The 25565-nt window shown below is 61.6% G+C and carries 22 protein-coding genes and 1 tRNA gene; 18 read left to right on the forward strand and 5 right to left on the reverse strand.

Annotation, left to right across the window (positions count from 1 at the left end; all coding sequences use genetic code 11):
• The gene (gene pgaC, locus PCOSP_RS00720; protein ID WP_175386601.1) at window positions 1-1356 is read left to right on the forward strand and encodes a poly-beta-1,6-N-acetyl-D-glucosamine synthase; all 1356 of its coding nucleotides are present in this window, start codon (window positions 1-3) and stop codon (window positions 1354-1356) included.
• Window positions 1353-1856, forward strand: a complete 504-nt coding sequence (pgaD, locus tag PCOSP_RS00725) for a poly-beta-1,6-N-acetyl-D-glucosamine biosynthesis protein PgaD (RefSeq protein WP_139650256.1) — start codon at window positions 1353-1355, stop codon at window positions 1854-1856. Before pgaC ends, pgaD begins: the two co-directional genes overlap by 4 nt.
• Window positions 1857-1960: 104 nt before the next feature.
• Here the strand turns inward: pgaD and PCOSP_RS00730 are convergent, their stop codons facing one another.
• Window positions 1961-3496: an FAD-dependent oxidoreductase gene (locus PCOSP_RS00730; protein ID WP_464710078.1), complete on the reverse strand. Its 1536-nt coding sequence runs from the start codon at window positions 3494-3496 to the stop codon at window positions 1961-1963.
• Between the two features lie 139 nt (window positions 3497-3635).
• On the opposite strand from PCOSP_RS00730, the gene PCOSP_RS00735 reads away from it, so the two are divergent.
• Window positions 3636-4196 carry a YbhB/YbcL family Raf kinase inhibitor-like protein gene (locus PCOSP_RS00735; protein WP_139650260.1) on the forward strand — a complete coding sequence of 187 codons (561 nt, stop codon included), beginning with the start codon at window positions 3636-3638 and terminating at the stop codon, window positions 4194-4196.
• A gap of 79 nt (window positions 4197-4275) precedes the next feature.
• The gene (locus tag PCOSP_RS00740) at window positions 4276-5589 is read left to right on the forward strand and encodes an MFS transporter (RefSeq protein ID WP_139650262.1); all 1314 of its coding nucleotides are present in this window, start codon (window positions 4276-4278) and stop codon (window positions 5587-5589) included.
• Window positions 5590-5620: 31 nt separating this feature from the next.
• Here the strand turns inward: PCOSP_RS00740 and PCOSP_RS00745 are convergent, their stop codons facing one another.
• Window positions 5621-6499: a LysR family transcriptional regulator gene (locus tag PCOSP_RS00745; RefSeq protein ID WP_139650264.1), complete on the reverse strand. Its 879-nt coding sequence runs from the start codon at window positions 6497-6499 to the stop codon at window positions 5621-5623.
• Window positions 6500-6606: 107 nt separating this feature from the next.
• Between PCOSP_RS00745 and PCOSP_RS00750 the strand changes: the two genes are divergently transcribed.
• The 5 genes from PCOSP_RS00750 (at window position 6607) to PCOSP_RS00770 (ending at window position 11623) form a co-directional block, all read left to right on the forward strand.
• Window positions 6607-7608 carry a zinc-dependent alcohol dehydrogenase family protein gene (locus PCOSP_RS00750; RefSeq protein ID WP_464710079.1) on the forward strand — a complete coding sequence of 334 codons (1002 nt, stop codon included), beginning with the start codon at window positions 6607-6609 and terminating at the stop codon, window positions 7606-7608.
• Between the two features lie 188 nt (window positions 7609-7796).
• Window positions 7797-8378, forward strand: coding sequence for a hypothetical protein (locus tag PCOSP_RS00755; protein ID WP_175386611.1), 582 nt, complete (start codon window positions 7797-7799; stop codon window positions 8376-8378).
• A 143-nt stretch (window positions 8379-8521) separates the two neighbouring features.
• Complete coding sequence (locus tag PCOSP_RS00760) at window positions 8522-10201, forward strand: vWA domain-containing protein (protein WP_139650270.1); 1680 nt, start codon at window positions 8522-8524, stop codon at window positions 10199-10201.
• Between the two features lie 238 nt (window positions 10202-10439).
• On the forward strand, window positions 10440-11012 hold the full coding sequence (locus PCOSP_RS00765) for an RNA polymerase sigma factor (protein WP_464710081.1): 573 nt from the start codon (window positions 10440-10442) through the stop codon (window positions 11010-11012).
• Window positions 11009-11623: a hypothetical protein gene (locus PCOSP_RS00770; RefSeq protein ID WP_464710082.1), complete on the forward strand. Its 615-nt coding sequence runs from the start codon at window positions 11009-11011 to the stop codon at window positions 11621-11623. Before PCOSP_RS00765 ends, PCOSP_RS00770 begins: the two co-directional genes overlap by 4 nt.
• 61 nt (window positions 11624-11684) lie before the next feature.
• On the opposite strand, the gene PCOSP_RS00775 is transcribed toward PCOSP_RS00770, so the two are convergent.
• A tRNA-Arg gene (locus PCOSP_RS00775) sits at window positions 11685-11761 on the reverse strand.
• Between the two features lie 349 nt (window positions 11762-12110).
• Here PCOSP_RS00775 and gabD point away from each other — a divergent pair.
• From gabD to PCOSP_RS00790, 3 genes are all read left to right on the forward strand, one after another.
• Window positions 12111-13553: an NADP-dependent succinate-semialdehyde dehydrogenase gene (gene gabD, locus PCOSP_RS00780; RefSeq protein WP_053190479.1), complete on the forward strand. Its 1443-nt coding sequence runs from the start codon at window positions 12111-12113 to the stop codon at window positions 13551-13553.
• Window positions 13554-13725: 172 nt separating this feature from the next.
• Entirely contained in the window at window positions 13726-15003 is a 1278-nt protein-coding gene (gene gabT, locus PCOSP_RS00785; RefSeq protein ID WP_139650275.1) for a 4-aminobutyrate--2-oxoglutarate transaminase, read from the forward strand.
• Window positions 15004-15143: 140 nt separating this feature from the next.
• Entirely contained in the window at window positions 15144-16361 is a 1218-nt protein-coding gene (locus PCOSP_RS00790) for an HDOD domain-containing protein (RefSeq protein ID WP_464710083.1), read from the forward strand.
• A 126-nt stretch (window positions 16362-16487) separates the two neighbouring features.
• Here PCOSP_RS00790 and PCOSP_RS00795 read toward each other — a convergent pair whose 3' ends face one another.
• Window positions 16488-17477, reverse strand: coding sequence for a GGDEF domain-containing protein (locus PCOSP_RS00795; protein WP_139650279.1), 990 nt, complete (start codon window positions 17475-17477; stop codon window positions 16488-16490).
• A 200-nt stretch (window positions 17478-17677) separates the two neighbouring features.
• Entirely contained in the window at window positions 17678-18862 is a 1185-nt protein-coding gene (gene desA, locus PCOSP_RS00800) for a delta-9 fatty acid desaturase DesA (protein ID WP_139650281.1), read from the reverse strand.
• A 146-nt stretch (window positions 18863-19008) separates the two neighbouring features.
• Here desA and dibA point away from each other — a divergent pair, with 146 nt between their 5' ends.
• The 6 genes from dibA to PCOSP_RS00830 all read left to right on the forward strand — a co-directional run bounded on the left by dibA (window position 19009) and on the right by PCOSP_RS00830 (window position 25303).
• The gene (gene dibA, locus PCOSP_RS00805; protein WP_175363838.1) at window positions 19009-20916 is read left to right on the forward strand and encodes a phosphodiesterase DibA; all 1908 of its coding nucleotides are present in this window, start codon (window positions 19009-19011) and stop codon (window positions 20914-20916) included.
• 239 nt (window positions 20917-21155) lie between these two features.
• On the forward strand, window positions 21156-21338 hold the full coding sequence (gene oscA, locus PCOSP_RS00810; RefSeq protein WP_042732574.1) for a sulfur starvation response protein OscA: 183 nt from the start codon (window positions 21156-21158) through the stop codon (window positions 21336-21338).
• Between the two features lie 81 nt (window positions 21339-21419).
• The gene (locus tag PCOSP_RS00815) at window positions 21420-22433 is read left to right on the forward strand and encodes a sulfate ABC transporter substrate-binding protein (RefSeq protein WP_139650285.1); all 1014 of its coding nucleotides are present in this window, start codon (window positions 21420-21422) and stop codon (window positions 22431-22433) included.
• 176 nt (window positions 22434-22609) lie between these two features.
• The gene (gene cysT / locus PCOSP_RS00820; RefSeq protein WP_175363839.1) at window positions 22610-23428 is read left to right on the forward strand and encodes a sulfate ABC transporter permease subunit CysT; all 819 of its coding nucleotides are present in this window, start codon (window positions 22610-22612) and stop codon (window positions 23426-23428) included.
• A 12-nt stretch (window positions 23429-23440) separates the two neighbouring features.
• Window positions 23441-24310: a sulfate ABC transporter permease subunit CysW gene (cysW, locus tag PCOSP_RS00825; RefSeq protein ID WP_139650289.1), complete on the forward strand. Its 870-nt coding sequence runs from the start codon at window positions 23441-23443 to the stop codon at window positions 24308-24310.
• 3 nt (window positions 24311-24313) lie between these two features.
• Window positions 24314-25303 carry a sulfate/molybdate ABC transporter ATP-binding protein gene (locus PCOSP_RS00830; protein WP_139650291.1) on the forward strand — a complete coding sequence of 330 codons (990 nt, stop codon included), beginning with the start codon at window positions 24314-24316 and terminating at the stop codon, window positions 25301-25303.
• Window positions 25304-25565 lie beyond the last annotated feature (262 nt).

A 25565-nucleotide genomic window follows, 5' to 3' on the forward strand; every position in this document is an offset into this window, starting at 1 on the left:
ATGCTCGACAGACTGCTCGCTCTGCTGGTGCTGGCGATCGTCCTTGGAGTGCCCCTGGGCCTGATCTTCCTGGTCACTGGGCAATTCCTGATGGACTTCGTGTTCTTCTACCCGCTGTTCATGTCCGGCCTGTGGATCGCCGGTGGCCTGTATTTCTGGCTGCACTGGGAGCGCCACTGGCCGTGGAAGGACGACACCCTGCCGCCGGCCCTGGCCGGCGAGCCGCTGATCAGCATCCTGGTGCCTTGCTTCAATGAGGGCGACAACGTCGCCGACACCATTCACGCGGCGCTGGGCCAGCATTACCCGAACATCGAAGTCATCGCCATCAACGATGGCTCCAAGGACAACACCGGCCAGGTTCTCGATCTATTGGCGCTGGAAGATCCGCGCCTGCGGATCCTGCACCTGGCGGAAAACCAGGGCAAGGCCGTGGCTTTGCGCATGGGCGCCATTGCGGCTCGCAGCGAATACCTGGTGTGCATTGATGGCGACGCACTGCTGGCGCCCAATACCTGCGCCTACTTGGTGGCGCCGATGCTCGAGAATGCCCGTCTTGGCGCCGTGACCGGCAACCCGCGTATCCGTACCCGCTCGACATTGGTGGGTCGGGTCCAGGTCGGCGAGTTCTCCTCGATCATCGGCCTGATCAAGCGCACCCAGCGGGTCTTTGGACGGATCTTCACCGTCTCCGGCGTGATCGTCGCCTTCCGTCGCACGGCCCTGCACAGGGTCGGCTACTGGAGCCCGGACATGATCACCGAAGACATCGACATCAGCTGGAAGCTGCAACTGGACCATTGGAGCATCTTCTACGAACCCCGTGCGCTGTGCTGGATCCTCATGCCCGAAACCTTGCGCGGCCTGTGGCGGCAACGGCTGCGCTGGGCCCAGGGTGGTGCCGAGGTGCTGTTCAAGAACATCCGCGGCATCTGGCAATACCGTCATCGCTACCTGTGGCCGCTGCTGTTCGAATATTGCCTGTCCACGGGGTGGGCGTTCACGTTCCTGCTGTCGGTGGTGTTCTGGGGCGCGGGTAAATTCGTCGAGATGCCGGCGGCCATCGCGGTCGATCATTTGATGCCGCCGGCCTTCACCGGCCTGTTGCTGGCGGTGGTGTGCCTGGTCCAATTCGCGGTGAGCATCCTCATCGATCGCCGTTATGAAAAAGGCCTGTGGCACATCATGTTCTGGGTGGTCTGGTACCCGTTGGTGTTCTGGTTGATCAGCCTGTTCACCACCCTGGTGAGTTTTCCGAAGGTCTTGTTCGGGCAGCATCAGAAGCGTGCGCGCTGGGTCAGCCCGGATCGGGGTATCAAACCGTTTGGTGATGACGAAGAGGAAGTGATCCGATGAAAATTATCAGGACCCGGCAAAGGCCTTTTCTGGTGCTCATCGATGTGTTCTTCACGGTGCTGGCATGGGTTGGGCTGCTGTACCTGCTGGTCAATGGGCTCTGGCCGCTGTTCGACAGTCACGCCGGGCCGCGCTTCGGCGGAACGTGGCTGGACACCCTCGGGACGTTGCAGATCTACGGTTGGGTGGCACTGGTCAACGCGGTCATCCTGATTGCCTGGGCGCGTTATCAGCAGCGCAAGAGTCGAAGCTTCGCCCAGCGTCGATTGCCAGCGCCGGTCGTCGACGATCAGGGTTTGAGCGACAGTTTCAAACTGACTGACGAGCGCCTGGACACCCTGCGCCGGCCGGGCTCCAAAATCATCCATAACAACCAGGAGGGTGACATCAGCCATGTCGTGCCGCACTTTCATGTGCTGAGCAAGGAACTGCAACCGCCGCCCCTGGCGCCGTTTGAGCCGACGCGGGTTATCCAGCTGCCGGCCGATCATTCGATGTAGAGGCCGCCGACGCCTTCGCGAGCAGGCTCGCTCCCACAGGGATTGGTGTGAGCCTAGGCAACGCAGCTTAATGTGGGAGCGAGCCTGCTCGCGAAGGCGATAGGTCAGGCGCTTGAAAAATCCCGGATCAACCGCCACGCCTCGTCCACCGGCAGCGGTTGTTTCATGCGCTGGGCCAGCGCCGCCATGGCTCGGCCTTCATCGCAGGCCACAGCCGCGGCAACCAGGCCATCCTTGCCCAACAGACCAATGAAGGGCGGATGCTCGGGGGTGCCCTTGAACTGCACCTCATCCCATTGTTCGGCATGGCCGAGGTAGTCGTAGCGTTTGCCGAAGTGATAGGTCCAGAAAAACGGCACATCCAGGTAATGTTCTTCACCACCGAGCATATTCGCGGCTGCGATCCGGGCCTGTTGCTGGGCCAGGCGCCAATGTTCGATTCGCCGGGGCTGGCCGTTGAGAGGAAAGGTCGCGATATCACCGACGGCCCATACGCCATCGGCCACGCGCATGCCGGCGTTGACGGCCAACGACTGGTCTTCTTGCCGTGGCAAATCGGCGAACGGTTCGGTGGCCGGGCGCACGCCGATCCCGACAATCACCAGGTCCGCCGCAAAGCGCTGGCCGTTATCCAGCACCACGGCCTCAACCGTGCCGGCACCTTCGATGCCCGCCGCTTCGCCCTCGCTGTGATACACCACGCCGTTGGCTCGATGCCGGGCGAGGATGGCCTGGCCGACGCTGTCGCCCAACTGCGCCGCGAACGGCACGGGATGCCGGGCCAGGACAGTGACGCTCAGCTCCCGTTTGCGCAGCGACGAGGCGACTTCCATGGCAATGAAACTGTCACCGATAATCACCGCCCGTTGCCCCGGCCGGGCACTGTCGAGGATGTGCCTTGCGTGCTCCATCGAGCGCAGCACGAACACCTGCGGCAAATCGATGCCCGGCAGCTCCGGGGTCTTGGGCGTTCCGCCAGTGGCAATCAGGGCTGCGTCGTAGCTCAGCGTCTGCCCGTCGGCCAGGCGAATCTGGCGAGAGGCGCTATCCAGACCGATGACCTCGCCGTGAATCCGTTCGATGCGTTGCTGGGTGAAGTAAGTTTCATCACGCAGTGCGGGGGGCTCGTCGACGGTCATGTCACCGGCCAGGACGTATTTGCTCAGCACTGTACGGTCATACCCGGCGTCGGGCTCGCGATCGATCATCTGGATCCGGCCGCCGAAGCCTTTATCGCGCAATGCCGCAGCGCATGCCGTACCGGCTGCCCCGGCACCGATGATGACAAAGGCGCGTGGGTCGTCGGCCGGCGGGATTTTCTCGTCGGGCAGCGGTTGATCATCGACCCAGATGTCGCCGTCGCGCACCTCGACGTGGTAGCGCTCCAGGCTGTCGAGGGCCGGCGGTTCGCACAGGGCGCCGTCTTCAGCCCGAAATGCCGCCTTGTGCCAGGGACAGATCAGCCGTCCGTGACACACCGCACCCTTGGCCAGCGGCGCACCAGCGTGCGGGCATTTGCCTTGGAAGGCGCGTACCTGATCGCCGGTGCGCAGCAGCACGATGGGCGTTTCGTTGATCTTGACTTCGAGGCCGCGGTCTTCGCGTACATCCGTGAAGCGGGCGACTTGATGCAAGGGCATGGTCGGTCCTCCGGCAGGCGTTTCTCGTTGGAGTCGGCTGATTGGAGTGAGGTTCATCATAATTGTCACTGCAACCCGGGCGAAGCTGGGGCTATAGTGCGCAGGCCGTCCATGGCCTGACCCGCATAAGGTGCCCGGTATGACCCGATTGACTTCCCTCACTCCCTGGCTGGCAGCCTTCACCCTGGTGCTGTGCGCACAAGGGGCTGCCCAGGCTGACGAGCGCTTCACCCTCAACATCCCCGGCGTGTCGGATGACCGTCTTTTCACCGCTGCGGCCGCCAGTGATGCCAACAATTGCGGGGGCAAGAACATTTCCCCTGCCTTGAGCTGGAATGCCGGCCCACCGGGCACCCTCAGCTACGCCATCGTCATGCTGGATCCGGATGGCCAAAGGGGTCAGGGCGTGGACCATTGGGTTCATTACGGTATCAAGGCCACTACGCGGCAAATACCGACCGGGGCGGGCAGCAAGTCCACGCTGGAAGGCATGAGCGGTATCAACAGCAAGAATACCCGTGGTTACATCGGTCCTTGCCCACCCATCGGCGACAGCGCTCATCACTACCTGATCCAGCTCTTCGCCCTGGACCTGCCACCGGATGCGTTGCCCGCGGGACTGACCCGTGCCCAGCTGATGGAAAAGATCAACGGCCACGTGTTGCGCAACAGCAGCGTCGTGCGGCGTTACCACCGCTGATCTCTCTCCCTGTGAGCCTTTGTGGCGAGGGGATTCCCATCCCCCCGCCCTTTCAACAACCTGATATTCAAATCTGCCCATGACAGCCATCACCCATCCGCCAGGCGACCGGTTCAGCCGGTCCGACTACAAGACCCTGGGGCTTGCCGCCTTGGGCGGGGCGTTGGAGATCTACGATTTCATCATCTTCGTTTTCTTCGCCCTGACCCTCAGCCAGTTGTTCTTCCCACCGGAAATGCCCGACTGGCTGCGCTTGCTGCAAAGCTTCGGGATTTTCGCCACTGGCTACCTGGCGCGGCCACTGGGCGGCATCCTCATGGCACACTTCGCTGATCGCCTGGGACGCAAGCGGGTATTCAGCCTGAGCATCCTGATGATGGCCTTGCCATGCCTGCTCATCGGCGTGATGCCGACCTACGCACAAATCGGTTATTTCGCACCGTTGCTGCTGTTGGCGCTGCGTATCCTGCAGGGCGCGGCGGTGGGGGGTGAGGTGCCGAGCGCCTGGGTGTTCGTGGCCGAACATGCCCCGCTCCACCATCGTGGCTACGCCCTGGGCTTCCTCCAGGCCGGGCTGACCTTCGGCTACCTGCTCGGCGCGCTGACCGCCACGGCGCTGGCCCGTATCTACACCCCAACGGAAATCCTCGATTACGCCTGGCGCATGCCTTTCCTGCTGGGCGGAGTCTTCGGCGTCATCGGCGTCTGGTTGCGGCGCTGGTTGAGCGAAACACCGATCTTCATGGCCTTGCAAGCCAACCGCGAAGGCGCAGCGGAACTGCCGTTGCGCACGGTGCTGCGGGAGCATCGGCATGCCTTGCTACCCGCCGCCATTCTGACTTGTGTGCTGACCTCCGCCGTGGTGGTGTTCGTGGTCATTACCCCGACCGTGATGCAGAAAAGCTTCGGCATGACGCCTGGCCAGACCTTCGCCTTGAGCAGCCTGGGCATCGTCTTCCTGAACATCGGCTGTGTCCTGGCCGGCCTCATCGTCGACCGCATCGGCGCCTGGCGCACGGTCATGCTCTACAGCGTGTTGCTGCCCCTGGGCATCTTCGTGCTCTACGCCAGCCTGATCAACGGCGGTGCCTGGCTGGGCCTGGCCTACGCCGTGGCCGGCCTGGGTTGCGGCGTGGTCGGCGCGGTGCCTTCGGTGATGGTCAACCTGTTCCCGCCGAAGATCCGCGTCTCCGGCATCTCGTTCACCTACAACATCGCCTATGCGCTGTGGGCCAGTGTCACGCCGCTGGTGCTGATCGCGCTGGTGCCTTGGAGTCCGTGGGTGTGCGTGGGGTATAGCGTGGTGATGGGGGCGGTGGGTGTCGCGGCGGCGCTGTTTTTCTCGCGACGTCCCATGAAGTCGGCGCAGCCTTCATTGGCGTGTGACGCCTAGTCCTGCTCAGGCGCCTCTGCAGGTCCAGCCTTCAAAGGTGTTCACGCAAAAAGTCCACAAACGCCCGGGTACGTGCCGAGCGGCGTCGGTCCTGACTGAATACCGCGTGGATGGGCAATGCCATCGGCAGGTAATGGGCAAGCACGTTGGTCACGGTTCCCTGGTGAACATCGGCGGCGAACAACCACTGTGGCGAAAGCGAAAGCCCTAACCCGGCAAGCACCATTTCCCGGATCGCTTCGCTGCTGTTGCTGGTGACGTTGCCCTTGATCGTCACGTGATGTTGCTCGCCATGGTGGTCGAATTGCCAGGCGTCATAATGTTCCAGCAGGGTAAACCCCAAACAGTTATGGCGGCTCAGGTCGGACGGTTCGAGTGGCGTGCCATGCCGTTGCAAGTAGGCGGGGGAGGCATACACCCGGCGTGTGCTTTCGCCGAGCTTCAGGGCTACCAGCCCTTCGTTTTTGATCCCGCCGATACGGATGGCCACGTCGATATTTTCCTTCAGCACATCCTCATGTTGATCGCTCAGCCTCAGGTCGATCCGAACCTGTGGATGACGCGCCAGGAAGTCCCCCAGCAAAGGCGCAATGCATAACCGTCCGAAACTCACCGGCGCCGCCACGCGCAGAGGGCCGGCAACCTGCTCCTGTCCGCTGGCGAAACTGAGCCTTGCAGTGTCCAGGTTGGCGAGGATTTCCTTGCTTTGGGCGTAGAAGCGCTGGCCTTGGTCGGTCAACGCCAGATGGCGGGTGCTGCGGGCAAACAGCGCCCCACCCAGGTGTTTCTCCAATCCGCTGATCTGCTTGCTGACCGCTGGTTGACCCAGGTTCAGTTCCCTGGCGACGGCCGAGAACGAGCCGCGTTCCACCACCCGTACGAACACCTGCATTGCCTCGAACAGATCCATGGGATTTGGCCTTTATGAGGAATAAATCCTATCCATTCTTGCTTACTTATCGGAATAGCCCGGCGCTCGCAATATAAACCTACCCACCCATTGGAGGTTTACCCGTCATGAACAACACCATGTCCGCTGCCATCGCCGAAGTTGCCCAGGCGCCACTGGTCGTCCGCTCTATTCCCCGGCCTGTTCCGGGCAAGGGACAGGTCCTGATCAAGGTTCAAGCTGTAGGGATCAACCCGCTGGATACCAAGATCGCGGCAGGAGGTGGTGCCCATGCTCGTCAGCCGCTGCCTGCTGTATTGGGGATTGACCTGGCCGGGACAGTTCTTGAGCTGGGGGAAGGCGTGCATGACTTTATCCCCGGCGAGGAGGTATTCGGCATGGCGGGCGGTATCGGTGGTGCACAAGGTGCCCTGGCCGAATACATTGCCGTCGATGCTCGCCTGATCGCCCCCAAGCCCGCTTCACTGAGCATGCGGGAAGCAGCGGCACTGCCGCTGGTCTTCATCACGGCTTGGGAAGGGCTGGTGGATCGTGCCAATGTCCGGGCCGGCCAGCAAGTGCTGATCCATGGTGGCGCGGGCGGTGTTGGCCAAATGGCTGTGCAGATTGCCAGGGCACGGGGTGCCGAGGTCTATGCCACCGGTTCGATCGACAGCCTGGATTTCATCCGCGAACTGGGCGCGACGGCCATTGACTACCGATCCGAGGACACCGACAGCTACGTACGCCTGCACACCGAGGGCGAGGGCTTCGACATCGTTTATGACACGGTCGGCGGCCCGACCCTGGACGCGTCGTTCAACGCCGTGAGGACCTACACCGGCCACGTCCTAAGTTGCCTGGGCTGGGGGCAACACAGTCTGGCGCCATTGTCGTTTCGTGGCGCGAGCTATTCCGGCGTATTTACCTTGATGCCCTTGCTGACCGGCAAGGGACGCGAGCGCCATGGCCAGATCTTGCGGGAGGCGGCAGGGCTGGTAGAGGCGGGGAAATTGCGGATCAGGGTGGATCCGCGGCGGTTTAGCCTGGACGAGGTCAACGACGCGTTTGTGCAAGTGGCCGAAGGACGCGGGCAAGGAAAAACGGTGGTGGAAATCGGCATCGAATGATCGGATCTTCCTGTTGTGAGTCATGTGCCAACCAAAGCTCAGGTCCATCACGACCGGGGCTTTTGGCTTCTGTGGGAAGGTCGTCAGGGCAGCACAGTCGCGTAAACAACAAAACAGCTTGAGAAGCCTTCCAGACTCCGTAAAATCCGCCGCGCTTTACAATCAACTCTTCAAGGACGAATTCGGATATGCGCTTTTTTGCCACATTCCTGGCCCTCTGCCTCCTGGCGGGCTGTGCCTCCAAGCCCGATTACTACATTTCTCCCGCGCCGGTAGCGATCCCCAAGACCGCCACTTACTGGATCGATACCTTCAACGTTGAAGTCGTCGGCAAGAATGAACGCTTCCTGCCTGACGAAACCGTTCGCGAGCAATTGAACGGCGATCTGGTCCTGCGCCTGCTCGATGCCAACCGCTATGCCTCCAGCCGGGAAACAGCGGACTACCTGCTGGATGTAAACACCGTTTACGCGCGCCGCATCCAGGACACCCAGGGCGGCTTCATGAACAAGGTCGTCGCCGACGGTACGTACCTTGCCAGCGTCGATTTCAGCTATCAGGTCAAGGTGAAGAAGGCCGGCGCCGAAGTGTTGCACTTTGCCCAGGCCCGTGAGGGGTTGATGCCTGGCGGCGCGATAGGGCAAATGCAGAACATGAAGAGCATGCTGGGCGCGCTGACCAACAAGGGTAACTCCGATGTGGAGGGTTACTATACCGGCGTGTTGAGCCGCTTTATCGTCGATGATCTGCAAGCCATTCCGTCTCGCTAGTCGTGTCTTGCGCCTGGACATCTAGGGTGACCAGGCGCTGCTGTTTCAGTACCCCCAAAAAAATTTTGCCATCGTTAACCCGAACCGCAAATCCTCCTCGTCTGAGCTTGTGAACGGATCATCCACTCACGAGGTTCAGCCCCATGTCCCGTCCCCGTCCATTTCTTCGTCCTGCAGCCCAGGGCTTCACCGTGACCTTATTGGTGGCGCTGGCGGGCTGTGGGTTGTCTTCGTCCCGAGAGACTGCCGTTACCGCCGAGCCCGCCGCCGCGCCCGCAAAGCCTGGACCGCAACGCGAGATCGCCCCCATGCAGCCCCGGTTCAAGCGCATGGACGTGCCAATGACGATTGGCTCGTATCTGGTGATGGACGATGATGCCGTCACGCGTTACCGCAGCGCGCCCGGGGAGCGATATGAAAACTTGCCAGGCAATCCCGTCCGCAGCGTTGCGCAGAAACCGGTGTCGACCTTCAGCGTGGATGTCGACACCGGCAGCTACGCCAATGTGCGACGTTACCTCACCCAAGGCAGCCTGCCGCCCGAGGGCGCTGTGCGGCTGGAGGAGATGGTCAACTACTTTCCCTACACCTACGCGCTGCCCACCGATGGTTCGCCTTTTGGCGTGACCACCGAAGTGGCGCCGTCGCCGTGGAACCCTCACACCCGTTTGCTGCGCATCGGCATCAAGGCTTCCGACCGCGCCGTGGCGGACCTGGCGCCGGCCAACCTGGTGTTCCTGGTGGACGTCTCCGGTTCGATGGACCGTCGCGAAGGCCTGCCGCTGGTCAAGGGCACGTTGAAATTGCTGGTTGACCAATTGCGCGATCAGGACCGAGTGTCCCTGGTGGCCTATGCCGGTGAGTCCCGGGTGGTGCTCAAGCCGACCTCGGGTCGCGACAAGGTGAAAATCCGCAATGCCATCGATCAGCTCGACGCCGGCGGTTCCACCGCAGGCGCCTCGGGTATCGAAATGGCTTACCAGATGGCGCGGGAGAGCTTTATCGACAAAGGCATCAACCGCATCCTGCTGGCCACCGACGGCGACTTCAACGTCGGCGTCAGTGATTTCGACAGCCTCAAGCAGATGGCAGTGGACCGGCGTAAAAGTGGCGTATCCCTGACGACCCTGGGTTTCGGTGTGGATAACTACAACGAACGCCTGATGGAGCAACTGGCCGACGCCGGCGACGGCAACTACGCCTACATCGACAACCTGCTCGAAGCACGCAAGGTGTTGGTGGACCAGCTCAGCTCGACCCTGGCGGTGGTGGCGCGGGATGTGAAGTTGCAAGTGGAGTTCAACCCCGCCCAGGTCAGCGAGTATCGCCTGTTGGGTTATGAGAACCGCGGGCTGAAACGTGAGGATTTCAGCAACGACAAGATCGACGCCGGCGAAATCGGTGCCGGGCACACGGTGACGGCGTTGTATGAAATCGTGCCGAAAGGGGAGCAGGGTTGGCTGGAGCCGCTGCGCTATGCCAGCCCGCAGCCCAAGCAAGAGGGCAAGGCCGGTGAGCTGGCAATGGTGCGGGTACGCTACAAAACCGCTGAAGGCGGCAGCAGCCGACTGATCGAACATCCCATCGCCAGTGCGCAGGGCGAAGGCAAGGCCAGCGATGACCTGCGTTTCTCGGCGGCGGTGGCGGCTTTTGCGCAGCAGCTCAAGGGCGAGGGACGCTACACTGGGTCGATGAGTTTGAAGGACACCGCTCAGTTGGCCCGTTCCGCCCGGGGCGATGACCCGTTCGGGCTGCGTGCCGAGTTCGTGCAGATGGTCGAGCTGGCGCAGAGCCTCAAGCCCGAGGTCAAACACGGCTCCTGAAGATTAATGGGATCAAAGTGTGGGAGCCGGGCTTGTGGGAGCAAGGCTTGCCCGCGATTGCGGTAAGTCAGTCAGCAGCAATGTTGACGGGGCCATCGTTATCGCGAGCAAGCTTTGCTCCCACAGGTGTTGCGCCGTTTGATCCTTAACTGACCGGCGTTAGAGCAAGCCCGGCTCCCACAGTGGATCGGTGTTGTTTGCAGGATCGCATTTCTATTGGAAGGAGTCCGCTGCCCAAATGCCCACCCCGATTGACTCTGTCAGCGACGAAGCGCTGCTGGCCCGCTACCGCAATGGCGATGGCGCCAGCTTTGAAAGCCTGTATGCGCGGCATCGGCAGGGGCTTTACCGTTTCCTCGTGTCCTTGAGCAACAAGGCCGAGCTGGCCGAGGAAATCTTTCAGGACACCTGGCTCAGCCTGATCCGCAGCAGCACCCAGCCACAAGGACGGGCGAGTTTTCGCACCTGGTTGTTCCAGATTGCCCGCAATCGCTTGATCGATCACTGGCGCCGGCACGGTGTTCACAATCCGTTGCATGACAGCTATGACGAACAGCTTCACGTCCAGCCCGACGACTCCAACAGCCCGGAGCAGCAGTTGAGCCTGAGCCGCGATCAGGGCCGTCTGGAGGCCGCGTTGCAAGCCTTGCCGGAAGACCAGCGAGAAGTCTTCCTGCTGCGCCTGCACGGCGACCTGGAGCTGCCACAGATCGCCGCCCTGACCGGCGTCCCGCTGGAAACAGTAAAGAGCCGTTTGCGTTACGCCCAGCAGAAGTTGCACCGGCTGCTGGCCGAGGAGGTACCCGCATGATTGACTCCCGAAAGACCCCGGATCCCGCTGACGAAGCGCTGATCGAGCATTTCCGTCAACACACCAGCGGTGAGCCACCCGCCTCCCTGGACGCCTTCATCCTGGCCACCGCCCGCCGCGAAGCGCCGGCGCCCAAGCCAAGCCTGTGGAGCCGCTGGTTGCAGGCCTGCCAACGGCCGCGCTGGCAAATGGCGTTCGCCACGGTGGCGGGCGTGGCGCTGATGATCGGCCTGGTGCTGCGTTCGCCGGTCCCGAAGGACGAACTGGCTGCACCGGCAGCGCTGGATTATTCCGCGGCCCGGCAGGAGCTTGCTGTTGCCCCCGCGCCGGCAGCCCCTGCTGCCCCGGCGCCGATGGCGCGCATGGCGCCCCTGGGCGAACTGAGCCGGGAACCGGAGCAGCCTGTGCAAATCCAGGCGGATGAGCCCATGGCGAAAAAGAGCAAGGCCGTGCCCGCCGCCCCCTCTTCGCTGGAGCAGGGATTGCTGGAAATCCTGCGGTTGCGCCAGGCGGGGGAGACCAAGGCGGCGGATGAGAAGCTGCTCGCGCTGCACAAGCGGTTTCCCAAGGAAGACTTGCCGGCGCGGCTGGAGGCGTTGCGCAAGCGTTGAGTGAACCAACGCCCACAAAAAAGCCCCAAGTCTCGCGACTTGGGGCTTTTGATCATCTGTATGGTGCACCAGGCGGGATTCGAACCCACGACCCCTGCCTTCGGAGGGCAGTACTCTATCCAGCTGAGCTACTGGTGCAACGCGGCGCCATGATACTCATATGCATGGCGGGCGTCCATGCTGCTGATTTGCCGTTGTTTTCCGGCTCTGAGGCGGGTGTTGGCTACGCTGATCAGAAAAAACGGTCAATTTCGTCTTTTTCGTTCTTTTTTTCGAACAGCCTATTGTCCTTCACCCCCATCGGCCCTAGGATTCGTTTGAGATTTCAAACGCTCTTGTCTGGGTGCTGAACCGCACGTCTATGCTTGTTGTGCGTTATTTCTGTGCTTCAGCCCGGTGAATGATTTCCCTGACGGCAGCCCATAAGGCGCCTTTCTACAACTCTAATTCGCTCCGCGTGCGCGCGGTGCTGTTAAGGAAAGCCGACATGCAGCTTAAAGACACCCAGTTGTTCCGCCAGCAAGCCTTCATCGATGGCGCTTGGGTCGATGCGGACAATGGTCAGACGATCAAGGTCACCAACCCGGCCACGGGCGAAGTGTTGGGTACCGTGCCGAAAATGGGCGCTGCCGAAACCCGTCGTGCGATCGAAGCCGCCGACAAGGCCCTGCCGGCCTGGCGTGCGCTGACCGCCAAGGAGCGCGCCAACAAGCTGCGCCGCTGGTATGAATTGCTGATCGAAAACCAGGACGACCTCGGTCGCCTGATGACCCTGGAGCAGGGCAAGCCGCTGGCAGAAGCCAAGGGCGAGATCGTCTATGCCGCGTCGTTCATCGAGTGGTTCGCCGAAGAAGCCAAGCGCATCTACGGTGACGTGATTCCCGGCCACCAGCCCGACAAGCGCCTGATCGTGATCAAGCAGCCGATCGGCGTGACCGCCGCCATTACTCCGTGGAATTTCCCGGCCGCGATGATCACCCGCAAGGCCGGTCCAGCCCTGGCCGCCGGTTGCACCATGGTCATCAAGCCGGCCTCGCAAACCCCGTTCTCGGCCCTGGCCCTGGTGGAACTGGCGCACCGTGCCGGCATCCCGCAAGGCGTGCTGAGCGTGGTCACCGGCAGCGCCGGCGATATCGGCGGCGAGCTGACCAGCAACCCGATCGTGCGCAAGCTGTCCTTCACCGGTTCGACCGAGATCGGTCGTCAACTGATGGCCGAATGTGCCAAGGACATCAAGAAAGTCTCCCTGGAACTGGGCGGCAACGCGCCGTTCATCGTGTTCGACGACGCGGACCTGGATAAGGCCGTCGAAGGCGCGATCATTTCCAAGTACCGCAACAACGGCCAGACCTGCGTCTGTGCCAACCGTCTGTACATCCAGGATTCGGTGTACGACGCGTTCGCGGAAAAACTCAAGGCCGCGGTCGCCAAACTCAAGATCGGCAACGGTCTGGAAGACGGCACCACCACCGGCCCGTTGATCGACGAGAAAGCCGTTGCCAAGGTCCAGGAGCACATCGCCGATGCCGTCGGCAAAGGCGCGACCGTGCTGGCCGGTGGCAAACCGATGCAAGGCAACTTCTTCGAGCCGACCATCCTGACCAACGTCCCGAAAACCGCTGCGGTAGCCAAGGAAGAGACCTTCGGACCACTGGCGCCGCTGTTCCGCTTCAAAGACGAAGCCGAAGTGATCGCGATGTCCAACGACACCGAGTTCGGCCTGGCCTCGTACTTCTATGCCCGTGACCTGGGTCGTGTGTTCCGCGTGGCTGAAGCCCTGGAGTACGGCATGGTTGGCGTCAACACCGGCTTGATTTCCAACGAAGTCGCGCCGTTCGGCGGCATCAAGGCCTCGGGCCTGGGCCGTGAAGGCTCCAAGTACGGCATCGAAGACTACCTGGAAATCAAATACCTCTGCCTGGGTATCTGATCCTGCTGCAAGCGCAAAGGGCACGAGAGCGCTGTCCCTTTGCGTGTTCCACCTGTTCTGTTTCTTGTGGCCGGAACGCTGCGGCAGTCGATCATCGCATGCTGTCGCAGTTGCCTCCCCGCCATGTATTCCTTGGACTACGCCGACCGATGAGCGGCGAATGAGGACCGTAATGAGCAAGACTAACGCTGACCTGATGGCCCGCCGTACCGCTGCCGTTCCACGTGGCGTCGGCCAGATCCACCCGATCTTCGCTGAATCGGCGAAGAACGCCACGGTAACCGACGTCGAAGGCCGTGAATTCATCGACTTCGCCGGCGGTATCGCCGTGCTGAACACCGGCCACGTGCACCCGAAAATCATCGCCGCCGTGACCGAGCAGCTGAACAAGCTGACCCACACCTGCTTCCAGGTCCTGGCCTACGAGCCGTACGTGGAACTGTGCGAAAAAATCAACGCCAAGGTGCCAGGCGACTTCGCCAAGAAAACCCTGCTGGTAACCACCGGTTCCGAAGCGGTGGAAAACGCCGTGAAGATCGCCCGTGCCGCCACTGGCCGTGCCGGTGTGATCGCCTTCACTGGCGCTTACCACGGTCGCACCATGATGACCCTGGGCCTGACCGGCAAGGTCGTGCCGTACTCGGCCGGCATGGGCCTGATGCCAGGCGGTATCTTCCGTGCGCTGTATCCGAACGAATTGCACGGCGTGAGCATCGACGATTCCATCGCCAGCATCGAGCGCATCTTCAAGAACGACGCCGAGCCGCGTGACATCGCTGCAATCATCATCGAGCCGGTGCAGGGCGAGGGTGGTTTCTATGTGGCGCCTAAGGAGTTCATGAAGCGCCTGCGCGCCCTGTGCGACCAGCACGGCATTCTGCTGATCGCCGACGAAGTGCAGACCGGCGCAGGTCGTACCGGTACTTTCTTCGCCATGGAACAGATGGGCGTCGCTGCCGACCTGACCACCTTCGCCAAATCCATCGCTGGCGGTTTCCCGCTGGCCGGTGTCTGCGGCAAGGCCGAGTACATGGACGCCATCGCCCCGGGTGGCCTGGGTGGCACCTATGCGGGTAGCCCGATCGCCTGCGCGGCGGCGCTGGCGGTGATGGAGGTATTCGAAGAAGAACACCTGCTGGATCGCTGCAAGGCGGTGGGCGAACGCCTGGTCAGCGGCCTCAAGGCCATCCAGAAGAAATACCCGGTAATCGGTGAAGTCCGCGCCCTGGGCGCGATGATTGCCGTGGAGCTGTTCGAAAACGGTGATTCCCATAAGCCGAACGCCGCTGCCGTGGCCCAGATCGTAGCCAAGGCCCGCGACAAGGGTCTGATCCTGTTGTCCTGCGGTACTTACGGCAACGTCCTGCGTGTCCTGGTGCCGTTGACCTCGCCAGACGAGCAACTGGACAAGGGCCTGGCAATCATCGAAGAGTGCTTCTCCGAACTCTGACGCAGCCAGCTGTGCACTGATCCACAAAAAACCCGCTTTTAGCGGGTTTTTTCATGTCCGGGCACCTAATCTCAAAGTTCAAGCTGTCTGGAACGACGGTCATTGTCTAAGGTGCAGGTATTGCAAGGGAGCGATGCCGCATGACTGCTGTGGACTTACCCGCTGTACCCCGCGTATTGATCGCCGAGGCCGACCCGGCATCCCGTGAGCTGCTGGAACAGGTGTTGTCGGGCTTGCGCTGCGATGCGCGGGTGGACATGTGCAGTGAGGGCAAGCAGGCGCTGGAATTGCTGGCGCATCATCCTTACGACCTGGTGATCGCCGACTGGGAGCTGCCGGGTGTCGATGGCTTGAGTATCCTGCGGGGCCTTCGCCATCAACAGCGCACCCCGCCATTGCCATTCATCCTGATGAGCCGGCGCAATGACAGCGCCAGTGTACGAGAGGTATTACCACTGGCGCCGGCCGCTTATCTGACCAAACCCTTGAACCGGGAAAGCCTGACCCAGCGTCTGCAAGGCTTGCTGTTGAGTGGCTCTGAAGACGTCGCCAGCGATGCGCCGGCGCCTGGCCCCGCCCAGACCCTGGCGACGTATCTTGAGCGTCGGCGCGAGCAGTCCGAAGGCGCGCCGCTGATGACCGATGTGCAAGTGGCGGTCAAACGCAGCCTCAACCCCAGCGGCCTGGACCTGAAATTACTGGAAGAGGAAATTCGCACCGACCCGCAGATTACCGCCGTGCTGATCGCCGCGGCCAACAGCGCCGCCCAGCATCAGGGCGGCGGTCCGGTGCAAACCGTGGCCCAGGCGCTGCACCAGCTCGGCACCGGGCAGAGCATGAACCTGATTCTCGGATTGACCCTCAAGCGCTGTGCCCGACTCAACGATCCCTGCCTGGCGGACTATGCCGAGCGTTATTGGCTGTTGTCGCTGCACACCGCCGAATACGCCCGGACGATGGCTCGCTTGCTGGATCTGGATCAAGAGCGCTGTTATTGCGCCGGGTTGCTGCATCGCCTGGGTGAACTGGCGGTGTTGCGCTGTCTGGAGGAATGGAAGCGCGCCGATGGCGAACTGGATGAGCCGGAGGAAGTGGGGAACTCCCTGGCGCAGTACGGTGCCGGTTTCGGCTCGGCGTTGCGTACCCGCTGGCGCTTGCCACTGGAACTGCGGGAGTTGATTGCGGCGGTCTATAGCCTCGGCGGCGGGGTCTACTCCCGCGAGGCCCTGGTGATGAACATGGCGGCGCAAATGGCCCACCTGACCGAGCATGAAGGCCTCGAAGAGCTGGCCCGTGGACGCACGGCGCGTTTGCTGAAGATTGGCTTGCCGGAGTTGATGCGTTTGCGCAGGAAGTAAGAACGTCGATTCAACCCTGTGGGAGCGAGCCTGCTCGCGAAAGCGGTCTTGCATTCAACGATGCAGTGACTGTCAGACCGCTTCGCGAGCAGGCTCGCTCCCACAGGTACTTGTGTAGGACGTCGATCAGGCGACGATGATCCGATTCTTGCCCTGGCGCTTGGCTTCGTACATGGCGGCGTCAGCGCGCGAGAACAGGCTGTCGAGGGTCTGGTCTTCGTCGGTGATGCTGGTCAGACCCTGGCTGACGGTGATACCGAAACCCTGCTCCCCACTGCGGAAGGTCAGGCGCTGGATTTCCCGTTGCAGGCGCTCGGCCACTTGCATGGCCATGTCCGGGGCACAGCCGGGGAATACGGCGGCGAACTCTTCGCCGCCGATCCGTCCGAACAGGTCGCCTCGCCGGAGCACGGTCCGCCCGCTTTCGGCGATTTTCTGCAGCACGCTGTCGCCTTCCTGATGACCGTAGGTGTCGTTGATCACCTTGAAATCATCGATGTCCAGCAACAGGAACGCCATGGGCGTCCCTTGCAGTCGTGCCTGCTCGAATTCGCGGTGGGCGCATTCGAAGAAGTGGCGGCGGTTGCTGCTCTGGGTCAGCACGTCGGTGGTCGCCAGTCGCTGCAGCTCGCTTTCCAGCAGCTTCTTTTCGGTGATGTCTTCGGCGATGCCCACCACGATTACCGGCTGCCCCGATTCGGCCTGGCGGTTGATGAAGCATTTGTCGCTCAGCCAGCGGATCTGGCCATCGGCGGCGATGATGCGGTACTCGCGATCCTCCACGGCACCCTTGACCAGCACTTCGGCCAGGCTGCGCTCGGCATAGTCTAGGTCGTCGGGGTAGATTGCGTCACGCCATTCGTTGAAGTCGGCCAATACCAGGCCGACGGGCCGGCCAAAAATCCGTTCGTAGGCGGGGCTGACGTAGAGCAGTTGCCGGGTTTCCCAGTTGAACGCCCAGAGCACCGCGTTGACGCTGACCAGTAACGAACTGAAGAGCTGTTCACGCTCGCTCAGGCGCGCCACCTCGCCTTGGGCGTGCATCAGCGCCATGAGCGTCTGGGCCGCTTCAGGCCAATGAGGTTGGGTTGAATCCTGCAGGTTCTTGTCGACCATTGGCACAAATCTCAAAGAGCGTGCACTGTTGAAGGTTCGCACGCGCTTGCTCCAAAGCCCGCCTGGATGGCGAAGTGCTCTTGAGATAGGGGATTCGAGACGAAGTTCCTTTTCAGGCGACGAAGGGGCGGGGTTTCGGCAGCCAAATCTGCGGGATCGTGCAGGAAAGAAAAACCCCGCCGGGTGGCGGGGCTTGGTTATCAAGCCGTAGCAGGCCGCAACGAGTAGGTCTTGAGCTGATCGGCAAAGTCCCGCAAGGATTGGATACCGCTGATCTCGGCGTCGTGGACCCATTCCTTGATGGCCGCCAGCATGTCGTGGCCGTTGCTGCTGGTCTTGACCCAGATCTGCTGCAGGGCCAGGCGTTTTTCGTAGATCACCTTCAACGCCTGGCTGTGTTCCAGCATGTTCTGGATGCGCAGATGGTGACGGTCGTCCAGCAGGCTGGTTTCCCGTGACAGCAGGCGCTTGGCCCGATGGAATTGGTGGCGAACGGAATGATCGACCTTTTCCAGTTCCTGCTTGACCAGCGGGGCGATCACCAGCTTGCGGTACTGGGCCATGATCTGGAACCGGTTGTTGAGGATCGCGATAGCGGTGTCCATGTCCAGATGGCCCTTGCCTTCGATCCGATGGGCAATCGGCGCGACCCGCTGGACCTTGGCCAGGCGCAGGAAGCGGAACACCTGGATCCAGGCCCAGCCCAGGTCGAATTCCCATTTGCGTACCGACAGCTTGGCCGAATTGGGGTAGGTGTGGTGGTTGTTGTGCAGTTCTTCGCCACCGATCAGGATGCCCCAGGGCACCAGGTTGGTCGCCGCATCGCGGCATTCGAAGTTGCGATAGCCCACGGCATGGCCCAGGCCGTTGACCACGCCGGCCGCCCAGACCGGAATCCACATCATCTGGATGGCCCAGATGGTGATGCCGATGGTGCCGAACAGCAGCAGGTCGATCACGCCCATGATCGCCACGCCCAGGAGCGGGTAGCGGCTGTAGAGGTTGCGTTCGATCCAGTCTTCGGGGCAGTTCTTGCCGTAGATGCGCAGGGTTTCCGGGTTTTCCGCTTCGGCGCGGTACAGCTCGGCGCCTTTGCGCAGTACGGTGGACAGGCCTTTGACGACCGGGCTGTGGGGATCGTCGACGGTTTCGCATTTGGCGTGGTGCTTGCGGTGGATGGCGGTCCACTCGCGGGTGTTCTGCCCTGTGGTCAGCCACAGCCAGAAGCGGAAGAAATGTTTGAGGCCGGCGTTGAGCTCCAGGGAGCGGTGAGCCGAGTAACGGTGCAGGTAGACCGTGACGCTGATGATCGTGACATGGGTCATCAGCAGGGTGACTGCCACCAGTGACCAGGGTGACAAGCCAAGAAAACCTTCGTACCACATAGGCTGTAGGGCCCTCGATAAAGATAGAAACAGCCGTTGCATTATCACCAGCCCTACAGATAAAACCAGTCGGCCTTTCAGATAAGAGTGGCAGGATGTTTCTTCCTCTATAATCCCGGCCTATTTATAAGGACATGGACGACCGAATGACTGCCCATCACCGCATTGCCATGCGAGAAGCGCTGTTTTATCTCGTGCTGTCAGTCGCCTGGCTGCAGCTGGTTGGTTATTTATTAAGCAATTTCTTCGATCAATCCGCCGTCAGGCAGAACTGGCAACTGATCAACGGTTATGTCTGGATGTTGATCAGCGCCGGGTTGATCTTCTTCGCGCGGGCGCGCATGTGCCAGTCGCTCGGCGAAGGCGGGCACACGGCCGATCGCGAACGTCTGCGCCAGGCCGCCGCTGTTTTCGACTGCACCCGCGAAGGGGTACTGGTGACTGATCGCAGTGGCCTGATCGTGCACGTGAACCGGGCCTTCATGGCGATCACCGGTTATGACCGGGACGAGGTGCTGGGCCGGCGTCCCAACCTGTTCAAATCCGGCCGCCACGGGGCGGATTTCTACCGCGACATGTTTGCCTCCCTGGACGGGCGGGGGGAATGGAGCGGTGAAATCTGGAATCGACGCAAGAGCGGTGAGATCTTCCCGCAATGGCAGACGATCCGCGCGCTTATCGACGATAACGGCCAAGTCAGCCAGTACGTTGCAGTGTTCTCCGACATCAGTGCAATCAAGGATTCGGAACACGAACTGGCGCACCTGGCTCACCACGATCCGCTGACCGGCCTGCCCAACCGCATGCTGTTTTCCGACCGCGCGGAACAGGCCCTGGCCTCGGCGCAACTGCACAAGCGCGGTTGCGCCCTGCTGCTGGTGGACCTGGACCACTTCAAGAATATCAATGACAGCCTCGGACACGCGGTGGGCGACGAGTTGCTCAAAAGCGTGGCCGAGCGGTTCCAGGCACTCTTCGTGCCGGGGGTGACCCTGGCTCGCCTGGGCGGCGATGAATTTGCCGTGCTGGTGGAAAACTGCTCGCAGCCGGGGCAGGCAGCGGTCCTGGCCCAACGTATTCTCGACACGTTGAAAGAGCCATTGCGGCTTGATGGTCATGCCCTGTTCATCAACGCCAGCATCGGCATCAGCCTGTTTCCGGGCGACGCCCTCAGCGCTGGGCAATTGCTACGTAACGCCGACTCGGCCCTGTTCAAGGCCAAGAGCGCCGGACGTGACGGTTACGCCTTGTACACCGAAGAACTGACCGCCCACGCTCAACAACGGGTCGAGATAGCCTCCGAATTGCGTCGTGCCCTCGCCCAGCAGGAGCTACGGGTGCACTACCAGCCGGTGCACGACCTGACGTCCAGTCGCCTGATCGGGGTCGAAGCGCTGGTGCGCTGGGAACATCCTGTACGTGGTTTGATCTCGCCGGCCGAATTCATCCCCGTCGCCGAGCGCACCGGGCTGATCGCCCAGATCGATGGTTGGGTCCTGGCCCAGGCCTGCCGACAGATGTGCCAGTGGCAGCAGGCCGGGATTGCGTTGACGTTCATCGCGGTGAACGTTTCCAGCCGATTGTTCGCCCATCGTGAGTTGTACGAGCAGGTTTCACGGGTGCTCCATGAAACCGGTCTGGATCCGGCGTTCCTGGAGTTGGAGGTGACCGAAAGCGCGGTGATGGAAGACCCGGAAGTGGCGTTGGAGCAGATGCATCGGTTGCGGGAACTGGGTGTGCGGTTGGCGATTGATGACTTCGGCACCGGTTACTCATCGTTGTTGCGGCTCAAACGCCTGCCAGTGCAGAAGCTCAAGATCGACCAGGGCTTTGTCGCGGGGTTGCCGTGGGATGAAGACGACGCGGCAATCGTCCGGGTGATCATCGCCCTGGCCCGTAGCATGGGTATGCAGGTGCATGCCGAAGGCATCGAACAGCGCGAGCAGGCAGGATTCCTGCTGGAGCAGGGCTGTGGGATGGGACAGGGTTATTGGTTCGGACGACCGATGCCGGCGCAGCAGCTGGATTGGGAGCGGGCTCCGGCGATCACCTGACAGACAAAAAAACCTGTGGGAGCGAGCCTGCTCGCGATGGCGCCAGATCAGCAACATAGGTGTCTGACTGACACGCCACCATCGCGAGCAGGCTCGCTCCCACAGGGTTTGCTGGTGATGTTTTTGGTTATATAAAAATTCTTAAATAGTCTTTTTAAGAATATCTCGGCTTATCTAGTATTGCTCCACGCCCCAGGCAGTGCCGCCCACTGCCGGGCATTCATTCAAGGAGCAGCAGCATGAGCGCATCCCTACGTAGCGTTGACGGCCAGGACGAAGCAACCATCTTGCGTGAGATCCAGAGCGCATTGCGCGACCTGCGCTTTGGCGCGGTGGAAATCACTGTGCACAACGCGCAGGTAGTCCAGATCGAACGCAAGGAAAAATTCCGCCTGCAGCAGCCGAGCCATAAGCCAGGCTGAAACAGTTTGGCTGTGGGGAATTCTCGAGACCATCCGATCTGCCAGAAACCATAAGAAATCAGCACTCCAGGAGCTTTCACCATGTCGTCGATTCGCCGTTATGCCTTGGCCGCTCTGGCCAGCGCTGTTTTCGCAGGTTCCGCCGTCGCGAAGGATTACGAACTGCTCAATGTGTCCTATGACCCGACCCGCGAGCTGTACCAGGATTACAACGCCGAATTCGTCAGTTTCTGGAAGCAGGCGCACCCGGACGACAGCGTGAAGATCCAGCAATCCCATGGTGGTTCGGGCAAGCAAGGCCGGGCGGTGATCGATGGGTTGCGCGCCGACGTCGTGACCCTGGCCTTGGCCGGCGACATCGATGAAATCGCCAAGTTGGGTAAAACCCTGCCGGTTGATTGGCAACAGCGCCTGCCGGACGCCAGCACCCCTTATACCTCTACCATCGTGTTCCTGGTACGCAAGGGCAACCCCAAGGGCATCAAGGACTGGGGTGACCTGATCAAGAATGACGTCTCGGTTATCACCCCGAATCCGAAGACTTCCGGCGGTGCGCGCTGGAACTTCCTCGCGGCCTGGGCCTATGGCCTCAAGGCCAATGGGGGGGACGAGGCCAAGGCCAAGGAATACGTGCAGGCGCTGTTCAAGCACGTACCGATCCTCGACACCGGCGCCCGTGGTTCGACCATTACCTTCGTCAACAACGGTCAGGGCGACGTGTTGCTGGCCTGGGAAAACGAAGCCTTCCTGGCGCTGAAAGAAGAAGGTGGAGCCGACAAATTCGATATCGTCGTGCCGTCGTTGTCGATCCTTGCTGAACCACCGGTGTCGGTGGTGGACAAGAATGCCGAGAAAAAAGGCAACCTGCAGATCGCCGAAGCCTATCTCAAGCATCTGTACAGCCCGGCCGGACAGGAAATCGCCGCGAAGAACTTCTACCGTCCGCGGGACAAGGACGTGGCCGCCAAGTACGCCCGGCAGTTCCCGAAACTGGAGCTGGTGACCATCGACAAGGACTTCGGCGGCTGGAAAACCGCCCAACCGAAATTCTTCAACGATGGTGGTGTGTTCGACCAGATCTATCAGGCGCAGTAAGCTGGGCTGATCTGAAAAACCGGACATTGAATCTGTGGCAAGGGGATTTTGTGGGAGCAAGGCTTGCCCGCGATGAAGGCGATGCGGTCCTTTAGAAACCGAGTCGCCCCCATCGCGGGCAAGCCTTGCTCCCACCCAGTTTTGCTCCCACGGTGTGTTTTCAACCAAGGACTTTTATGTCGCGTCGCATCTCCCCCGTCATACCCGGCTTCGGGCTGACGCTGGGCTACACCCTGGTGTACCTCAGTCTGATTGTGCTCATACCGCTGGCGGCGATGTTCGTGCATGCCGCCCAACTCACCTGGGACCAGTTCTGGACGATCATTTCGGCACCGCGGGTGTTGGCTGCCTTGAAGCTCAGCTTCGGCACCGCGCTGTGCGCCGCGATCATCAACGGCGTGATCGGCACGCTGCTGGCCTGGGTGCTGGTACGGTATACCTTTCCTGGCCGCAAGATCATCGACGCGATGATCGACCTGCCCTTCGCCCTGCCCACCGCCGTGGCCGGTATCGCCTTGACGGCCTTGTATGCACCGACCGGCCTGGTGGGCCAGTTCGCCACCGACCTGGGGTTCAAGATCGCCTATACCCCGCTGGGGATTACCCTGGCACTGACCTTCGTGACGCTGCCGTTCGTGGTGCGCACGGTGCAGCCGGTGCTGGCGGATATCCCTCGTGAGGTCGAAGAGGCCGCCGCCTGCCTCGGTGCCAAGCCGTGGCAGGTGTTTCGCCATATCCTGATGCCGGCGTTGTTGCCGGCTTGGCTGACCGGTTTCGCCCTGGCGTTTGCCCGGGGCGTGGGCGAGTACGGTTCGGTGATTTTCATCGCCGGCAACATGCCGATGAAAACCGAGATCCTGCCGCTGTTGATCATGGTCAAGCTCGACCAATACGACTACACCGGCGCCACCTCCATCGGCGTGCTGATGCTGGTGGTTTCCTTCGTCCTGTTGCTGCTGATCAACTTGCTGCAGCGGCGCATCGAAACCCCATAAGGAGGCGCGAACATGTCCCAATCGTCTATTTCCGCGGCCTCCACCAACGCCGCCCGCCGCGGCAGCGCGACATCGCGACGGATCCTGATCGGCTTCGGCTGGCTGTTCTTTGCCTTGTTCCTGCTGTTGCCGCTGTTCATCGTGGTGTCCCAGGGCCTGAAGCTCGGCCTGGGCGCGTTCTTTACCGCGATCTTCGAACCCGACGCGCTGTCGGCGCTGAAGCTCACGGTGATCGCGGTGCTGATTTCGGTGCCGCTGAACCTGGTGTTCGGGGTCAGTGCCGCGTGGTGCGTGAGCAAGTATTCGTTCCGTGGCAAGAGCATGCTGGTGACCCTGATCGACCTGCCGTTCTCGGTCTCGCCGGTGATCGCGGGTCTGGTCTACGTGCTGATGTTCGGTGCCCAGGGCCTGTTCGGGCCGTGGCTGGCGGACCACGATATCCAGATCGTGTTTGCGCTGCCGGGCATCGTGCTGGCGACGATTTTCGTCACGGTGCCGTTCGTGGCCCGTGAGCTGATCCCGCTGATGCAGGAACAGGGAACCCAGGAAGAAGAAGCCGCGCGCCTGCTGGGAGCCAATGGCTGGCAGATGTTCTGGCATGTCACCGTGCCGAACATCAAGTGGGGGCTGATCTATGGCGTGGTGCTGTGTACCGCCCGGGCCATGGGCGAGTTCGGCGCGGTGTCGGTGGTGTCCGGACACATTCGCGGGGTGACCAACACCCTGCCGCTGCACGTCGAGATTCTCTACAACGAATACAACCATGTGGCCGCGTTCGCCGTGGCGAGCCTGTTGCTGATCCTGGCGCTCTTCATCCTGCTGCTCAAGCAGTGGAGCGAAAACCGAATCAACCGCCTGCGCGCCAGCGCCGCGGAGGAATAAGTCATGTCGATCGAAGTTCGTAACGTCAGCAAGAATTTCAACGCGTTCAGGGCACTGGACGACATCAGCCTGGACATCCAGAGCGGTGAGCTGGTGGCGCTGCTGGGCCCGTCGGGTTGCGGCAAGACCACGCTGCTGCGGATCATCGCCGGCCTCGAAACCCCGGATCAGGGCAGCATCGTGTTCCACGGCGAGGACGTGTCCGGCCACGACGTGCGCGATCGCAACGTCGGCTTCGTGTTCCAGCACTATGCCTTGTTCCGCCACATGACCGTGTTCGACAACGTCGCCTTCGGCCTGCGCATGAAACCCAAGGGCCAGCGCCCGAGCGAGAGCCAGATTGCGACCAAGGTTCACGAGCTGCTGAATATGGTGCAACTGGACTGGCTTGCCGACCGCTACCCCGAGCAACTCTCCGGCGGCCAGCGCCAGCGTATCGCCCTGGCCCGCGCACTGGCGGTAGAACCCAAGGTGTTGCTGCTGGACGAACCGTTCGGCGCCCTCGATGCCAAGGTCCGCAAGGAACTGCGCCGCTGGCTGGCGCGGCTGCACGAGGACATCAACCTGACCTCGGTGTTCGTGACCCACGACCAGGAAGAAGCGATGGAAGTCGCCGACCGCATTGTGGTGATGAACAAGGGTGTGATCGAGCAGATCGGATCGCCAGGCGATGTGTATGAAAACCCGGCCAGTGATTTCGTGTATCACTTCCTGGGCGACTCGAACCGCCTGCACCTGGGTGAAGACCGGCATGTGCTGTTCCGTCCCCATGAAGTCTCGCTGTCGCGTTCGGAGCTGGAAGACCACCACGCCGCCGAAGTGCGGGACATCCGCCCGCTGGGCGCCACGACCCGGGTGACCTTGAAGGTGGAAGGCCAGAGTGAACTGATCGAAGCCGAAGTGGTGAAGGACCACGACAGCCTGGTGGGACTGGCGAAGGGCGAGACGCTGTTCTTCAAGCCGAAGGTCTGGCAGAAGGTCGCCAACCTCTAGGATCAAAAGCATCGCGAGCAGGCTCGCTCCCACAGGGATCGTGGTCTCCCTGAAATCCCTTATGGGAGCGAGCCTGCTCGCGATGGCGTCCACCATGACACCGCTCTTTGAATTCGAATAACGCCGTCCGGCCTTGCTTCGATTGGTTCTACGTCCACCGCTCTTCTTGCATAAAACCCTACCTAGACTCTGACGTGCCAGGAGGCAGTGAGAGTCCATGACGGACCGGAGTGATTTCCTGGCGCCCTGATGCCAAGGAGAT

Source organism: Pseudomonas sp. MAFF 730105 (assembly GCF_055380705.1).

Excerpts from the sequence above, each read along its gene's own strand:
- PCOSP_RS00815 (WP_139650285.1), top strand. The coding sequence starts at position 21,420 with ATGTCGTCGATTCGCCGTTATGCCTTGGCCGCTCTGGCCAGCGCTGTT.
- PCOSP_RS00750 (WP_464710079.1), top strand. The coding sequence starts at position 6,607 with ATGAACAACACCATGTCCGCTGCCATCGCCGAAGTTGCCCAGGCGCCA.
- PCOSP_RS00760 (WP_139650270.1), top strand. The coding sequence starts at position 8,522 with ATGTCCCGTCCCCGTCCATTTCTTCGTCCTGCAGCCCAGGGCTTCACC.
- pgaD (WP_139650256.1), top strand. The coding sequence starts at position 1,353 with ATGAAAATTATCAGGACCCGGCAAAGGCCTTTTCTGGTGCTCATCGAT.
- PCOSP_RS00770 (WP_464710082.1), top strand. The coding sequence starts at position 11,009 with ATGATTGACTCCCGAAAGACCCCGGATCCCGCTGACGAAGCGCTGATC.
- PCOSP_RS00745 (WP_139650264.1), bottom strand. The coding sequence starts at position 6,499 with ATGGATCTGTTCGAGGCAATGCAGGTGTTCGTACGGGTGGTGGAACGC.
- PCOSP_RS00730 (WP_464710078.1), bottom strand. The coding sequence starts at position 3,496 with ATGCCCTTGCATCAAGTCGCCCGCTTCACGGATGTACGCGAAGACCGC.
- gabT (WP_139650275.1), top strand. The coding sequence starts at position 13,726 with ATGAGCAAGACTAACGCTGACCTGATGGCCCGCCGTACCGCTGCCGTT.
- PCOSP_RS00795 (WP_139650279.1), bottom strand. The coding sequence starts at position 17,477 with ATGGTCGACAAGAACCTGCAGGATTCAACCCAACCTCATTGGCCTGAA.
- cysW (WP_139650289.1), top strand. The coding sequence starts at position 23,441 with ATGTCCCAATCGTCTATTTCCGCGGCCTCCACCAACGCCGCCCGCCGC.
- PCOSP_RS00740 (WP_139650262.1), top strand. The coding sequence starts at position 4,276 with ATGACAGCCATCACCCATCCGCCAGGCGACCGGTTCAGCCGGTCCGAC.
- PCOSP_RS00755 (WP_175386611.1), top strand. The coding sequence starts at position 7,797 with ATGCGCTTTTTTGCCACATTCCTGGCCCTCTGCCTCCTGGCGGGCTGT.
- cysT (WP_175363839.1), top strand. The coding sequence starts at position 22,610 with ATGTCGCGTCGCATCTCCCCCGTCATACCCGGCTTCGGGCTGACGCTG.
- PCOSP_RS00765 (WP_464710081.1), top strand. The coding sequence starts at position 10,440 with ATGCCCACCCCGATTGACTCTGTCAGCGACGAAGCGCTGCTGGCCCGC.
- gabD (WP_053190479.1), top strand. The coding sequence starts at position 12,111 with ATGCAGCTTAAAGACACCCAGTTGTTCCGCCAGCAAGCCTTCATCGAT.
- oscA (WP_042732574.1), top strand. The coding sequence starts at position 21,156 with ATGAGCGCATCCCTACGTAGCGTTGACGGCCAGGACGAAGCAACCATC.
- pgaC (WP_175386601.1), top strand. The coding sequence starts at position 1 with ATGCTCGACAGACTGCTCGCTCTGCTGGTGCTGGCGATCGTCCTTGGA.
- desA (WP_139650281.1), bottom strand. The coding sequence starts at position 18,862 with ATGTGGTACGAAGGTTTTCTTGGCTTGTCACCCTGGTCACTGGTGGCA.
- PCOSP_RS00790 (WP_464710083.1), top strand. The coding sequence starts at position 15,144 with ATGACTGCTGTGGACTTACCCGCTGTACCCCGCGTATTGATCGCCGAG.
- PCOSP_RS00735 (WP_139650260.1), top strand. The coding sequence starts at position 3,636 with ATGACCCGATTGACTTCCCTCACTCCCTGGCTGGCAGCCTTCACCCTG.
- dibA (WP_175363838.1), top strand. The coding sequence starts at position 19,009 with ATGACTGCCCATCACCGCATTGCCATGCGAGAAGCGCTGTTTTATCTC.
- PCOSP_RS00830 (WP_139650291.1), top strand. The coding sequence starts at position 24,314 with ATGTCGATCGAAGTTCGTAACGTCAGCAAGAATTTCAACGCGTTCAGG.